This is a genomic window from Microbispora sp. NBC_01389, assembly GCF_045040095.1.
Lineage (GTDB): Bacteria > Actinomycetota > Actinomycetes > Streptosporangiales > Streptosporangiaceae > Microbispora.
Map to the genome: position 1 here is coordinate 4,692,121 of NZ_CP109552.1, position 13,529 is coordinate 4,705,649.

At 71.6% G+C, this 13,529-nt stretch carries 12 protein-coding genes; 8 read left to right on the forward strand and 4 right to left on the reverse strand.

The features are described 5' to 3' along the window. Positions 1-151 precede the first annotated feature (151 nt). A complete protein-coding gene (gene metF, locus OG344_RS21240; protein ID WP_327045062.1) occupies positions 152-1,078 on the forward strand; it encodes a methylenetetrahydrofolate reductase [NAD(P)H] in 927 nt (308 codons plus the stop codon). Positions 1,079-1,106: 28 nt separating this feature from the next. On the opposite strand, the gene OG344_RS21245 is transcribed toward metF, so the two are convergent. Next, positions 1,107-1,679, reverse strand: a complete 573-nt coding sequence (locus OG344_RS21245; protein ID WP_327045063.1) for a GNAT family N-acetyltransferase — start codon at positions 1,677-1,679, stop codon at positions 1,107-1,109. 42 nt (positions 1,680-1,721) lie between these two features. Further along, the gene (locus tag OG344_RS21250) at positions 1,722-2,198 is read right to left on the reverse strand and encodes a YbaK/EbsC family protein (protein WP_405084580.1); all 477 of its coding nucleotides are present in this window, start codon (positions 2,196-2,198) and stop codon (positions 1,722-1,724) included. A 124-nt stretch (positions 2,199-2,322) separates the two neighbouring features. Here OG344_RS21250 and OG344_RS21255 point away from each other — a divergent pair, with 124 nt between their 5' ends. Both OG344_RS21255 and OG344_RS21260 read left to right on the forward strand, forming a co-directional pair. Then, a complete protein-coding gene (locus OG344_RS21255) occupies positions 2,323-3,204 on the forward strand; it encodes a peptidoglycan-binding protein (protein ID WP_405084581.1) in 882 nt (293 codons plus the stop codon). A gap of 390 nt (positions 3,205-3,594) precedes the next feature. Next, positions 3,595-4,032, forward strand: a complete 438-nt coding sequence (locus OG344_RS21260; protein WP_327045066.1) for an SAV_6107 family HEPN domain-containing protein — start codon at positions 3,595-3,597, stop codon at positions 4,030-4,032. 5 nt (positions 4,033-4,037) lie between these two features. On the opposite strand, the gene OG344_RS21265 is transcribed toward OG344_RS21260, so the two are convergent. After that, complete coding sequence (locus OG344_RS21265) at positions 4,038-5,282, reverse strand: arginine deiminase (RefSeq protein WP_405084582.1); 1,245 nt, start codon at positions 5,280-5,282, stop codon at positions 4,038-4,040. Between the two features lie 118 nt (positions 5,283-5,400). Further along, on the reverse strand, positions 5,401-5,895 hold the full coding sequence (locus OG344_RS21270) for a transcriptional regulator (protein ID WP_117408562.1): 495 nt from the start codon (positions 5,893-5,895) through the stop codon (positions 5,401-5,403). A gap of 416 nt (positions 5,896-6,311) precedes the next feature. Between OG344_RS21270 and pyrR the strand changes: the two genes are divergently transcribed. The 5 genes from pyrR to carB are packed head-to-tail and all read left to right on the forward strand — an operon-like array spanning position 6,312 to position 13,515. Next, entirely contained in the window at positions 6,312-6,869 is a 558-nt protein-coding gene (gene pyrR, locus OG344_RS21275) for a bifunctional pyr operon transcriptional regulator/uracil phosphoribosyltransferase PyrR (RefSeq protein ID WP_327045068.1), read from the forward strand. Continuing rightward, complete coding sequence (locus OG344_RS21280; RefSeq protein ID WP_405084583.1) at positions 6,866-7,801, forward strand: aspartate carbamoyltransferase catalytic subunit; 936 nt, start codon at positions 6,866-6,868, stop codon at positions 7,799-7,801. Before pyrR ends, OG344_RS21280 begins: the two co-directional genes overlap by 4 nt. Before the next feature lie 26 nt (positions 7,802-7,827). Beyond that, on the forward strand, positions 7,828-9,129 hold the full coding sequence (locus tag OG344_RS21285) for a dihydroorotase (RefSeq protein WP_327045070.1): 1,302 nt from the start codon (positions 7,828-7,830) through the stop codon (positions 9,127-9,129). Further along, positions 9,126-10,244: a glutamine-hydrolyzing carbamoyl-phosphate synthase small subunit gene (gene carA / locus OG344_RS21290; RefSeq protein ID WP_327045071.1), complete on the forward strand. Its 1,119-nt coding sequence runs from the start codon at positions 9,126-9,128 to the stop codon at positions 10,242-10,244. Before OG344_RS21285 ends, carA begins: the two co-directional genes overlap by 4 nt. Continuing rightward, a complete protein-coding gene (gene carB / locus OG344_RS21295) occupies positions 10,237-13,515 on the forward strand; it encodes a carbamoyl-phosphate synthase large subunit (protein ID WP_405084584.1) in 3,279 nt (1,092 codons plus the stop codon). Before carA ends, carB begins: the two co-directional genes overlap by 8 nt. Positions 13,516-13,529: the final 14 nt, after the last annotated feature.

Here is a 13,529-nt window from a genome sequence, read left to right on the forward strand (position 1 = left end):
ATCACAGCGCAGATCCCCTCTAAATTGGTCAGCTCGCGCTGTTAGGTCAAAACGTCCGCATGCTCCGCCAGCGGCCCAGCGGCCCAGCGGCCCAGTCCACATGGCGAGACCGCGGAGGCCGGGGAGTGGCCCGCGCGGTAATCTTTCCCGTATGGCTCTCGGTCTGCCCTCGCGGCTCCCAGATCGCGTCCCGACGGTCCGCGAACTGCTGGCCGCGGGCGAGCGCTCGTTCTCGTTCGAGTTCATGCCGCCCAAGACCGACGAGGGGGAGCGCCAGCTGTGGCGCGCGATCCGCGAGCTGGAGGCGCTGCGGCCGACGTTCGTCTCCGTCACCTACGGCGCCGGCGGCTCGACCCGTGACCGCACCGTGGACATCGTCGAGCGGCTGGCCCACGAGACGACGCTGACGCCCGTGGCCCACTTCACCGCCGTCGACCACTCGATCCGTGAGCTGCGCCACCTCGTCGGCCGGTTCGCCGACGCCGGGGTGCGCAACATCCTCGCCGTGCGCGGCGACCCGCGCGGCGGCAACCCGCTGGACGAGTGGGTCAGGCACCCCGAGGGCGTCCTGTACGCCGAGGACCTGGTGCGGCTGATCCGCCAGGCGGGCGACTTCTGCGTGGGGGTGGCGGCCTTCCCGTACAAGCACCCGAGGTCGGCCACGATCGAGTCGGACACGAGCTACTTCGTGCGGAAGTGCCGGGCCGGCGCCGACTACGCGATCACCCAGATGTTCTTCCGCGCGGAGGACTACCTGCGGCTGCGCGACCGCGTGGCGGCCCAGGGGTGCGACACGCCGATCATCCCGGGCGTCATGCCCGTGACGCAGATGAGCACGATCGCCAGGTCCGAGCAGCTGTCCGGCGCGCCGTTCCCGCCGGAGGTGGCCGAGCGGTTCGCGGCGGTCGCCGACGATCCGGTGGCGGTCCGCCGCCTGGGGATCGAGCACGCCGCCGCGATGTGCCGGACGCTCCTGGACGAGGGCGCCCCCGGCATCCACTTCATCACCTTCAACCGGTCGAGCGCGACCCGCGAGGTGTTCCAGGCGCTGCACGGCGTGCCGGCCGTCGCCGGCTGACCCGTTCGCCCGTCCCGCCCGCGCCCGCTCAGTCCTCGTGAAGCGGCGCGGGGCCGGGCAACGGCAGCCGCACTCCGGCGATGACGTACTCCTCGTAGCCGCCCGGGAAGACGAACCGGGTCATCAGATCGGCGAAGCCCACATCGCGGTAGAGATGGCGGGCGGCCGTGGGGGCGTCGTGCGTGGACAGCACGGCGGTGCGCTCCGGGCGGCCCTCGCACAGCGCGTGGATCATGCGCCGCCCGACGCCCTTGCCCTGGTACTCGGGGCGCACGTGGATCTCGGCGATCTCCAGGGCGTCGCCGAACCACTCGTCGGCCACCACCGGGCCCGCCCGGTCCTGCAGGCCCCCGCGGACGACGTCGTGCCACCACTGTCCGGGGCCGCCGTGGAAGCCGTACGCGAAGCCGGCGACGCCCAGGCCCTGCGGGTCCTCGGCGAGTACGCAGGCGAAGCCGGGATAGGCGGCGTGGTTGCGCATTATCGCCATGCGGCCCGCGAGCTGGTCCGACGGCGGACGCATGGCGTCCGTGTAGATCTCCAGCACGGTGTCCAGCACCGCCCTGAACGTGTCGGGCCCCACCCGGCGCAGTCGGATCACCCGTCGCACACTAGCAAAGCGGCCCGAGGCCGGTCGCGGAGGTCATCCGACCTCGGCGGGCGTGCCCCCGGTGATCCGTACGAGCTCGTCGAACGAGGTGGGGAAGACCGAGTGGGGATGCCCGGCGGCGGCCCACACGACCTCGTGCTTGCCCAGCCAGGTGTCCACCAGCGTCCGCACGGGCGCGGGGTGCCCGACCGGGGCCACGCCGCCGATGGGCTGCCCGGTGTGCTCCCGGACGAACTCCGGCGCGGCCCTGCGCACCTTCGCGGCTCCGACGAGCCGCGCGATCAGGTCGGTGTTCACGCGATGGGCCCCGCTGGTCAGCACCAGCAGCGGCGCGCCATCCGCGTCGAAGATCAGGCTGTTGGCGATCGCGCCGATCTCGCAGCCGAGCCGGGCCGCCGCCGTGGCGGCCGTCGGCGCGGCGTCGTCCAGCACGACGACCTCGCCGGTCACCTGCCGGTCCCGCAGGGCCTGCTCGACTCGGACGACGTTGGGATGCAACTTTTCCGGCACCCGGCCACTCTAAACGGATTGCCAGGACAGACGCGGCCGATTATCGCCACTTGTGATCACACGGCTCGCAATCGCACCGTAAGGTGAGTCCTTTGTTCGGAATCAGGCTTATGAGGGGTTGGTCATGATGAGAGGTCGACGGCGGCCGGCCGTGGCCATGCTCGCCGCCGTGGGGGCTGTGACCTTCGCGACGGCCGGGGTCGCCGGCCCGGCGCGGGCCGCCGCGGTTCCGGCGGGAGCCGTGACGTACGCGAGGGCCGGGCTCGCCGGTGCGGCGTCGGCGGCCGGGGCGCCGGCGCTCACGGCGACGGCGGCCGGGGCGCGGGGAGTCCTGCCCGGACGGGCCGGATACCCGCCGTTCGAGGCGCCGGGGAAGACGCTCAGGCTCGGCGCCAAGGGCGACGCGGTGAAGGCGCTGCAGGCGCGGCTCAGGGAACTCGGCTACGTGCCCGGCAGTGCCGACGGCCGCTACGGCGGGGCCACGCTGACGGCGCTCTGGGCGTTCCAGAAGGTGCAGGGGATCAAGCCGACCGGCACGGTCGCCGCCCGCACCTGGAGGGCGCTGGAGAACCCCCGCGCGCCCAGGGTCCTCGTGCCCCGGGGCAGGGCCACCCGGGTCGAGGTGGACCTGACCAAACAGGTGATGGTTCTGTATCGCGCGGGCGTCCCGATGCTCATCAGCCACATCTCCAGCGGCAGCGGCGTCCCCTACACCGAGTACGCCGTGTGGAACGGCAAGAGGCAGGTGTTCTCCGGTAGCGCCCGCACGCCGACCGGCGACTACGCGACCACGTGGCGGGCCAGGGGCTGGCACCGGTCCTACCTGGGGCAGCTCTACAACCCGATCTTCTTCAACGGCGGCATCGCCCTCCACGGCGCGCTGTCGGTGCCGCTCTATCCGGCGTCGCACGGCTGCGTGCGGCTGCCGATGAACGTCGCCGAGATCCTGCCGGGCATGCTCGGCAAAGGTGTCCCCGTGCACGTCAGAGGCGCTTTCCGGCGGTAGCCCGCTGATGGGAGGGCCCCGCGCGACGTTTTCGCGTGGGGCCCTTCGTCGTACGTGCCCCCGCCAGTCCTCGAACCCTTGTTCGTTGACAGCCTTGACAGCGGCCATGGTCGAATCTATGTTCGATGGAGTGGGCGCGGGACTCGCGGCCTGTGCCCACACCGTCGGATCCGTGCCTACGTCGTCGGCGGAGACGGATGCGGCACGGCCCGCGGCGTGGGCCGGACGGGGAGAGGGGAAGCTCCTCGTCCGGCCGCCCACGGGAGCGTGAGAAAGCGTGTGGTCCCGGTGGTGCCCGGGATTACGCGGCCGAGCGAAATTGTCGGTGCTTTCTGCGACTGTGAAGTCACCGGCGGAGTTCGCCGGATGCCACGACTCAAGGAGGCGGGCATGACTGAAGAGAACGGCGACCAGCGGACCGGGCCCCGGCTTCCGCAGGCGGTCCTGGCGCGTCTCGCGGACGCCAGGGCGTGCCTCGCGGACGCCACCGTCGGGACCACGCCCGCGGACCGCTACGTGTCGGCCCATCTCGCGGCGCTGCGCGCGGCCGCCGGGATCCTCGCCGCGCGCCCCCGTCCGATGGACGGCCGCAGGCGGCGGCTGCGCAGCGCCTGGGAGCTGCTTCCCGAGGCCGAGCCGAAGCTCGCGGACTGGGCGGCCTACTTCGCGGTGAGCGCGACCAAGCGAGCGGCGGTCGAGGCCGGAATGGTCCGGGCCGTCACTCAGAACGACGCAGACGAGATCATAGCGGAGGCGGACAGGTTCGTCGGCGAGGTCGAGTCGATCCTCGGCCTGCCCGGCCGCCCCACCCTCCCGATGGCCGGCTGACGGCGTCAGGCCGGATCGCGCTCCAGCGGGCAGCTCATGCAGCGGGGCCCGCCCCGTCCCCGGCCGAGTTCGCTGCCGCGGATCGGGATGACCTCGATGCCGTGCCTGCGCAGGTGGTTGTTGGTCGTGGTGTTGCGCTCGTAGGCGACGACCACTCCCGGCTCCAAGGCCAGCACGTTGCAGCCGTCGTCCCACTGCTCGCGCTCGGCCGCGTGCACGTCCTGCGTCGGCGTGAGGACCTTGATGTCGTCCAGGCCGAGGGCTCGCGCGATCGCCCGGTGCATGTCCTCGGGCGGATGGTCGACGACCTTCAGCTCCTTGTCGGTGTCGCCCGGCTCCACCGTGTACGAGGGCAGCATGCCGAGCCCGGCGTACTTCGTGAACACCCCCACGTCGACATTGGTCATCACGGTGTCGAGGTGCATGAACGCGCGGGTCTTGGGGAGGTCGAGCGCCACGATGCGAGTCGCCGCGCCCGCGCGGAAGAGGTTCGTCGCCAGCATCTCCACCGCCTGCGGCTGGGTGCGCTCGCTCATCCCGACGAGCACGACGCCGTCGCCGAGCACCAGCACGTCGCCGCCCTCGATGGTCGCCGGGGCCATGCGGGTGCCGTCGTACCAGACGTCGAACCCCCCGCCGGACGGGTCGCCGTAGCCCGGGGCGAACATCGGGTGCCACCGGTAGACCGCCTCGTAGTTGAGGGTCTCGCGCCTGCGCGCCTTCTTGCGCATCGCGTTGATCGACACCCCGCCGTACACCCAGCAGGAGGTGTCGCGGGCGAACAGGTGGTTCGGCAGCGGCGGGAGGACGAAGTCGTCCGGGCCGAGCGCGTGGAAGACGACGGACCCCGGGTCGCAGCCCAGCTCCCTGATCTCGCGCTTGGTGATCCCGCCGGTCAGGTACGGCGCGAGCGCGGCGCCGTCGAGGGCGTCCAGCGTGTTGCGGATCGCGTCGCCGGCCAGCGGGCCGAACCAGTGCTCGTCGACGCTGCCGTCGAGGATGTGCTTGCGCGCGTCGGGGACCTCGATCACCTCCCGCAGGAGGTCGCCGAGGTGGTGCACCCTGACGCCGCGCGCGGTGAGCACCTCGCACCACTCCCGGTGCTCCTCCAGCGCGCGGTGCACCCAGAGCACGTCGTCGAAGAGCAGGCCGTCCTTGTTGCCGGGCGTGAGCCGCTTGAGCGCCAGTTCGGGGATGTCGACCAGGACCTGGCGGAGCCTGCCCACCTCCGAGCCCACAAAAAAAGTCATGTCCTGTCCTATCCCCGTATGACAGGAATCACTCGTGGCGCGGCTCCCCGGCGCGCGGAGGACCGACGGGGGCCGCCGCGGCGGCCCGGCGGCCGGAAGGAACGGTCGGCAGGAGTGGTCAGAAGGACTCGACGGCGCGGCGGGCCTCGGCGTCGAGCACGCCCCAGTTGATGAACTCCTCGGTCAGCTCGACGGGCGACTTGTCGTAGATGACCGCCAGCGAGCGCAGGTCCTCCTGCCGGATGGACAGCACCTTGCCGTTGTAGTCACCACGCTGGCTCTGGATCGTGGCCGCATAGCGGGCCAGCGGACCGGCCTTGTCCTTCGGCAGCTGCGACAGCCGCTCCAGGTCGATGACCAGCTTGGGAGCCGGCGCGAGCGGGCTGGGAGCGGCCCCGCCCGGCAGCAACTCGGAGACCGGCACCCCGTAGAAGTCCGCGAGCTCGGCGAGCTTCTGCACGGTCACCGCACGGTCGCCCCGCTCATAGGAGCCCACGACGACGGCCTTCCACCGGCCGCGGGACTTCTCTTCGACACCGTGCAGGGACAACCCCTGCTGGGTCCGGATGGCGCGCAGGCGCGCGCCCAGCGACTTGGCGTAGTCAGACGGCATCGTGTGGCCCCCGGCTTTCTATGTCTCTTCTCACTTGATTGTGCGTCCTTGTCCTAAGCGTTCCGAACACCGGGGCTGGCACCGGGGAGTGGCACTGGGCCCGGTACCTTCGGTGACCGCTGCGTCGGGTTTTACCCAGGAAGGTCGCGTGTTGTGGTTACGGACAGTGACGGTAAAGCCGACACTCCCAAAGGTCAAGCTGATTGGAAAAAAGAGCGCCAAACAGTGCTCTCACCGAAATCCCCGACACCCGATGTGATGTGGCTTCCGATCCCTCGGAGGCCGGGGGCGGGCGCCGCCCTCCCGGCGCATCACCCCTGGCGGGAGGGGGGATGACGGAGGGCCCTGATACTCTATGCAGACCTGACACCCTTTTAAGACCCGTCCCGTGAGGCGGGAAAGGTGGTGACTTTTTCATGTCCGATGCCCAAAATCAGGCCCGTGCCGTCCTGGAGGGGCCCGACATCCACCGGGCGCTCACGCGGATCGCGCACGAGATCCTGGAGCGGACGAGAGGCGCCGGGAGCGTCGTCCTGCTCGGCATCCCCACCCGTGGCGCCACCCTGGCTCACCGGATCGCCGGCCGGATCGCGCAGTTCGAGGGGATCAAGGTTCCCGTCGGCGCGATCGACATCACGATGTACCGCGACGACCTGCGCCTGCGTCCGGCGCGCCCGCTCGGCCGCACCGAGCTCCCCCCGGACGGCGTGGACGGCAGGACCGTCGTCCTCGTGGACGACGTCCTCTTCTCCGGGCGCACGGTGCGCGCCGCGCTCGACGCGCTGAACGACGTCGGCAGGCCCCGGGCGGTCCAGCTCGCGACGCTGGTGGACCGCGGCCACCGGGAGCTGCCGATCCGCGCCGACTACGTCGGCAAGAACCTGCCGACCTCCAAGAGCGAGAAGGTCAAGGTCTTCCTGCAGGAGACGGACGGGCGCGACGCGGTCGTGCTCATCAAGGGGGACGACCGATGAAGTCGCACCTGCTCTCGACCGGCGACCTCAGCCGCGACGACGCCCTCCTCATCCTCGACACGGCGGAGGAGCTGGCCCGGGTCTCGCAGCGGTCGATCAAGAAGCTGCCGACGCTGCGCGGCCGGACGGTGGTGAACCTCTTCTTCGAGGACTCCACCCGGACCCGCATCTCTTTCGAGGCCGCGGCCAAGCGCCTGTCGGCCGATGTGATCAATTTCTCGGCCAAGGGGTCGAGCGTGTCCAAGGGCGAGTCGCTGAAGGACACCGCGCTCACCCTGGAGGCCATGGGCGCCGACGCCGTGGTGATCCGGCACAGCGCCTCGGGCGCGCCGCACCGCCTGGCCAACTGGGTGCGCGGCAGCGTGGTGAACGCCGGCGACGGCACCCACGAGCACCCGACGCAGGCGCTGCTCGACGCCTTCAGCATCCGCCGCAGGCTCGGCCGGCTCGACGGACTGAAGATCTCGATCGTCGGCGACGTGCTGCACAGCCGGGTCGCCCGCTCGAACGTGCTGCTGCTGCACACGCTCGGCGCGGAGGTCACGCTGGTCGCGCCGCCGACCCTGCTGCCGGTGGCGGTCGCGAGCTGGCCCTGCCAGGTCTCCTACGACCTCGACGCGGTGCTGCCGAAGTCGGACGTCGTGATGATGCTGCGGGTCCAGCTCGAACGGATGAACGCGGCCTACTTCCCCTCGGCGCGGGAGTACAGCCGCCGCTACGGCCTCGACCGCGACCGCTTCGCCCGCCTGCACGACGAAGCGATCGTCATGCACCCCGGGCCGATGAACCGCGGCATGGAGATCTCCGCGGAGGTCGCCGACTCGCCGCGCTCGACGATCGTCGAGCAGGTCGGCAACGGCGTGACGGTCCGCATGGCCGTCCTCTATCTGCTGCTCGGCGGTTCCGAGCCCGCCATCGGAGGCGCCGAATGAGCGCGTACGACCTTCACGAGGGAGCTGTGACCACCATCCTCATCAGGGGCGCCCGCATCCTGGGCGGCGCCCCGCGCGACATCCTGCTGCGCGACGGCGTCGTGGCCGAGATCGGCGACCTCGCGGGCGCGGGCGCGGACCAGACGGTCGACGCCTCCGGGCTGGTCGCCCTGCCCGGCCTGGTCGACCTGCACACCCATCTGCGCGAGCCCGGCCGGGAGGACGCCGAGACCGTCGAGACCGGCACCCAGGCCGCGGCGCGCGGCGGATACACCGCCGTCCACGCGATGGCCAACACCTCCCCGGTGGCCGACACCGCCGGGGTGGTCGAGCAGGTCTGGCGGCTCGGCCAGGAGTCCGGCCACTGCGACGTCCAGCCCGTCGGCGCGGTGACCTCCGGCCTGGAGGGCCGCCAGCTCGCCGAACTCGGCGCGATGGCCGACTCCGCGGCCCGCGTGCGGGTCTTCTCCGACGACGGCAGGTGCGTGTCGGACGCGGTGCTGATGCGCCGGGCGCTGGAGTACGTCAAGGCGTTCGACGGCGTGGTCGCCCAGCACGCCCAGGAGCCCAGGCTGACCGAGGGCGCCCAGCTCAACGAGGGCGAGGTGTCGGCCCGGCTCGGCCTCACCGGCTGGCCGGCCGTCGCGGAGGAGGCGATCATCGCGCGCGACTGCCTGCTCGCCGCGCACGTCGGCTCCCGGCTGCACGTCTGCCACGTCTCCACCGCGGGCTCCGTCGAGATCATCCGATGGGCCAAGTCGAAGGGCTGGGACGTGACCGCCGAGGTCACCCCGCACCACCTGCTGCTGACCGACTCCCGCGCCGAGACCTCGCCGCTCGGGCCGTACAACCCGATCTACAAGGTGAACCCGCCGCTGCGCACCGCCGAGGACGTGCGGGCGCTGCGCGAGGCCCTCGCCGACGGCACGATCGACTGCGTGGCCACCGACCACGCCCCCCACCCGGTCGAGGACAAGGAGACCGAGTGGGCCGCGGCGGCCATGGGCATGATCGGCCTGGAGACCGCCCTGCCGGTGGTCCAGGAGGCCATGGTCGAGACCGGGCTGCTCGACTGGGCCGGCGTCGCCGACCGCATGTCCGCGCGCCCGGCCAGGATCGGCCGCCTGGCCGGGCACGGCCGGCCCATCGAGCCCGGCGCGCCCGCCAACGTCACCCTGTACGACCCGTCGGTCCGGCGGCCCGTCGACCCCGGCGCGATGGCGTCGAAGAGCCGGAACACCCCGTACGAGGGGATGACCCTGCCCGGCCGCGTGGTCGCCACGTTCCTGCGCGGCCGCCCCACCGTTCTCGAAGGGAAGCTCGTATGACAGCCCTGCTGGTTCTCGAGGACGGACGCGTCTTCGAGGGAACGCCGTACGGCGCCGTGGGCGAGACGTTCGGCGAGATGGTCTTCAACACCGGCATGACCGGCTACCAGGAGACTCTCACCGACCCCTCCTACCACCGCCAGATCGTGGCGATGACCGCCCCCCACATCGGCAACACCGGCGTGAACGACGAGGACCCCGAGTCCCGCCGCGTCTGGGTCGCGGGCTACGTGGTGCGCGAGCCGTCGCGGATCCCGTCGAACTGGCGCTCCCGCCGGACGCTCGACGACTACCTGCGCGAGCAGGGCGTCGTCGGCATCGCCATGTCCGGCACCCGGGCCCTCACCCGCCACCTGCGCGAGCGCGGCGCGATGCGCGCCGGCGTCTTCAGCGAGGGCGGCGACGTCGCCGAACTGGTCGAGCGCGTGCGGCGCTCGCCCGGCATGGAGGGCGCCGACCTCGCCCGTGAGGTCAGCACGCCCGAGCCGTACGTCGTGCCCGCACGCGGGCGCAAACGCTTCACCGTCGCCGCGGTCGACCTCGGCATCAAGGCGATGACCCCCGAGCGGATGGCCGAGCGGGGCTGCGAGGTGCACGTACTGCCCGCCACCGCCGGCGCCGCCGACATCCTCGCCCTCGGCCCCGACGGCGTCTTCTTCTCCAACGGCCCCGGCGACCCCGCCGCGGCCGGGTACGCGGTCGAGTCGCTGCGCGAGGTGCTGGACGCGAGCGTGCCGTTCTTCGGCATCTGCTTCGGCAACCAGATCCTTGGCCGGGCGCTCGGCCTCGGCACCTACAAGCTGCGGTACGGCCACCGCGGCGTGAACCAGCCCGTGCAGGACCGCAGGACCGGCAAGGTCGAGATCTCCGCGCACAACCACGGCTTCGCCGTGCGGGCGCCGCTCGACGGGCCCTTCGAGACGCCGTACGGCGCGGCGGAGGTCAGCCACGTCAACCTCAACGACGACTGCGTGGAGGGGCTGCGCCTGCTGGACCGTCCGGCGTTCAGCGTCCAGTACCACCCCGAGGCGGCGGCCGGCCCGCACGACGCCGCGTACCTGTTCGACGAGTTCTGTGACCTGATGGACAAGAAGAAGGGGGCCGAGGGTGCCTAAGCGTACGGACATCAGGTCCGTCATGGTGATCGGCTCCGGTCCGATCGTCATCGGGCAGGCGTGCGAGTTCGACTACTCGGGCACCCAGGCCTGCCGGGTCCTGCGCAGCGAGGGCTTCCGGGTCGTCCTGGTCAACAGCAACCCGGCCACGATCATGACGGACCCCGAGTTCGCCGACGCCACCTACGTCGAGCCGATCACGCCGGACATCGTCGAGAAGATCATCGCCAAGGAGCGGCCCGACGCGCTGCTGCCCACGCTGGGCGGCCAGACGGCGCTGAACACGGCTGTGGCGCTGCACGAGGCGGGCGTCCTCGGCAAGTACGGCGTCGAGCTGATCGGCGCCGACATCGACGCCATCCAGGCGGGGGAGAACCGCGAGCGGTTCAAGGAGATCGTCGCGAAGGTGGCCGCCGAGCACGGCCTCAACGCCGAGTCGGCGCGCAGCGCGATCTGCCACACGATGGACGACTGCCTGCGCGCGGCCGGCGAGCTGGGCTACCCGGTCGTCGTCCGCCCCAGCTTCACGATGGGCGGCGCCGGGTCCGGCTTCGCCCACGACGAGGAGGAGCTGCACCGCATCGCGGGCGCCGGCCTCGACGCGTCCCCGACCACCGAGGTGCTCCTGGAGGAGTCGATCCTCGGCTGGAAGGAGTACGAGCTGGAGGTCATGCGCGACCGGGCCGACAACGTGGTCATCGTGTGCTCCATCGAGAACATCGACCCGATGGGCGTCCACACCGGCGACAGCGTGACCGTGGCGCCCGCGCTGACGCTGACCGACCGCGAGTACCAGAACATGCGCGACGTCGCGATCGCGGTCATCCGCGAGGTCGGCGTCGACACCGGGGGCTGCAACATCCAGTTCGCGGTCGACCCGGCGACCGGCCGGATGATCGTCATCGAGATGAACCCGCGCGTGTCGCGGTCGTCGGCGCTGGCGTCGAAGGCCACCGGCTTCCCGATCGCCAAGATCGCCGCCAAGCTCGCGATCGGCTACACGCTCGACGAGATCCCCAACGACATCACCAAGGAGACCCCGGCGTCGTTCGAGCCGTCGCTCGACTACATCGTGGTCAAGGTGCCGAGGTTCGCGTTCGAGAAGTTCGCCGGGGCCGACCAGACGCTGACCACCCACATGAAGTCGGTCGGCGAGGCGATGGCGATCGGCCGTTCGTTCCCCGAGGCGCTGCAGAAGGCGCTGCGGTCGCTGGAGAAGAAGGGGTCGTCGTTCACCTGGGCCGGCGAGCCCGGCGGCCTGGACGCGCTCCTGGAGGCCTGCCGTCGCCCCCACGACGGGCGGCTGCGCACGATGCAGCAGGCCATCAGGGCGGGCGCCACCCCCGAGCAGGTCCACGAGGCCACCTCGGTCGACCCGTGGTTCGTCGACCAGCTCTTCGCGATCGACGAGGTCGCCCGGTCGATCGCCGCGCTCGACCGGCCCACCCTGGAGACGGCCAAGCGGCACGGCTTCAGCGACGCGCAGATCGCCGAGATCCTCGGCGTGGCGGAGGCCGAGGTGCGCTCGGCCCGCTACGAGCTGGGCCTGCGGCCCGTCTACAACACCGTGGACACCTGCGCCGCCGAGTTCGCCGCGCGCACGCCGTACCTCTACTCCACGTACGACGAGGAGACCGAGGTGCCGGTGGGGGACCGGCCCAAGGTGATCATCCTGGGCAGCGGGCCCAACCGCATCGGCCAGGGCATCGAGTTCGACTACGCCTGTGTCCACGCGTCGTTCGAGCTGGCCAAGGCCGGCTACGAGACCGTGATGGTCAACTGCAACCCCGAGACCGTCTCGACCGACTACGACACCTCCGACCGGCTCTACTTCGAGCCGCTCACGCTGGAGGACGTGCTGGAGGTCGTGCACGCCGAGCAGGAGACCGGGCCGGTCGCGGGGGTGGTCGTCCAGCTCGGCGGCCAGACGCCGCTCGGGCTCGCCCAGGCGCTCAAGGACGCCGGGGTGCCGGTGGTCGGCACCTCGCCCGAGTCGATCCACCTCGCCGAGGACCGCGGCGCGTTCGGCCGGGTCCTCGCCGAGGCCGGGCTGACCGCGCCCAAGCACGGCACCGCGACGACCGTGGACGAGGCCAGGGCGGTCGCCGAGGAAATCGGCTACCCCGTGCTCGTACGGCCGTCGTACGTCCTCGGCGGGGCCGGCATGGCCATCGTGTACGACGAGGACACGCTCGCGACCTACATGGCCAGAGCGGCCTCGGAGCACCCGGTGCTGATCGACCGGTTCCTCGACGACGCCATCGAGATCGACGTGGACGCGCTGTTCGACGGCGAGGAGCTCTACCTCGGCGGCGTCATGGAGCACATCGAGGAGGCCGGCATCCACTCCGGCGACTCGGCGTGCGCGCTGCCCCCGATCACGCTGGGCGGCTACGACGTCAAGCGGATCCGCGCCGCCACCGAGGCCATCGCCCGCGGCGTCGGCGTGCGCGGCCTGCTGAACGTCCAGTACGCGCTGGCCGCCAACGTGCTCTACGTCCTGGAGGCCAACCCCAGGGCCAGCCGTACGGTGCCGTTCGTGTCAAAGGCGACGGCGGTGCCGCTGGCCAAGGCCGCGGCGCGCCTGACGATGGGCGCCACGATCGCCGAGCTGCGCGCCGAGGGCATGCTGCCGGACGGCTACGACGGCGGCACGCTGCCGCTGGACGCGCCGGTCGCGGTCAAGGAGGCGGTGCTGCCGTTCAACCGGTTCCGCGGCGTCGACATCGTCCTCGGGCCGGAGATGCGCTCGACCGGCGAGGTCATGGGAATCGACGAGTTCTTCGGCACGGCCTACGCCAAGTCGCAGTCGGCCGCGTACGGCGCGCTGCCCACCAAGGGCCGGGCGTTCGTCTCGGTGGCGAACAAGGACAAGCGGGCCGCGATCTTCCCCGTCAAGGCGCTGGCGGACCTCGGGTTCGAGATCCTCGCCACGGAGGGCACCGCGGAGGTGCTGCGCCGCAACGGCGTCCGTGCCAGGGTCGTGCGCAAGCAGAGCGACGGGACGGGCCCCGGCGGCGAGCCGACGATCGTGCGGCGCATCCTCGACGGGGAGGTGGATCTCATCGTGAACACCCCGTTCGGCAGCCCCGGCCAGTCCGGGCCGCGCCTGGACGGCTACGAGATCCGCACCGCCGCCGTCAACCGCGGCATCGCCTGCATCACCACCGTTCAGGGCCTGGCCGCCGCCGTCCAGGGCATCCAGCACATCGTCCGGGGCGACATCGACGTGTGTTCCCTCCAGGAACACGCCAGGAGGCTGCGAGACTAGCCCGGGACAGCGGA

Bases quoted from the DNA above. Each gene is read 5' to 3' on its own strand.
- metF (WP_327045062.1), top strand. From the start codon at position 152: ATGGCTCTCGGTCTGCCCTCGCGGCTCCCAGATCGCGTCCCGACGGTC.
- OG344_RS21255 (WP_405084581.1), top strand. From the start codon at position 2,323: ATGATGAGAGGTCGACGGCGGCCGGCCGTGGCCATGCTCGCCGCCGTG.
- OG344_RS21260 (WP_327045066.1), top strand. From the start codon at position 3,595: ATGACTGAAGAGAACGGCGACCAGCGGACCGGGCCCCGGCTTCCGCAG.
- OG344_RS21265 (WP_405084582.1), bottom strand. From the start codon at position 5,282: ATGACTTTTTTTGTGGGCTCGGAGGTGGGCAGGCTCCGCCAGGTCCTG.
- OG344_RS21270 (WP_117408562.1), bottom strand. From the start codon at position 5,895: ATGCCGTCTGACTACGCCAAGTCGCTGGGCGCGCGCCTGCGCGCCATC.
- pyrR (WP_327045068.1), top strand. From the start codon at position 6,312: ATGTCCGATGCCCAAAATCAGGCCCGTGCCGTCCTGGAGGGGCCCGAC.
- OG344_RS21280 (WP_405084583.1), top strand. From the start codon at position 6,866: ATGAAGTCGCACCTGCTCTCGACCGGCGACCTCAGCCGCGACGACGCC.
- carA (WP_327045071.1), top strand. From the start codon at position 9,126: ATGACAGCCCTGCTGGTTCTCGAGGACGGACGCGTCTTCGAGGGAACG.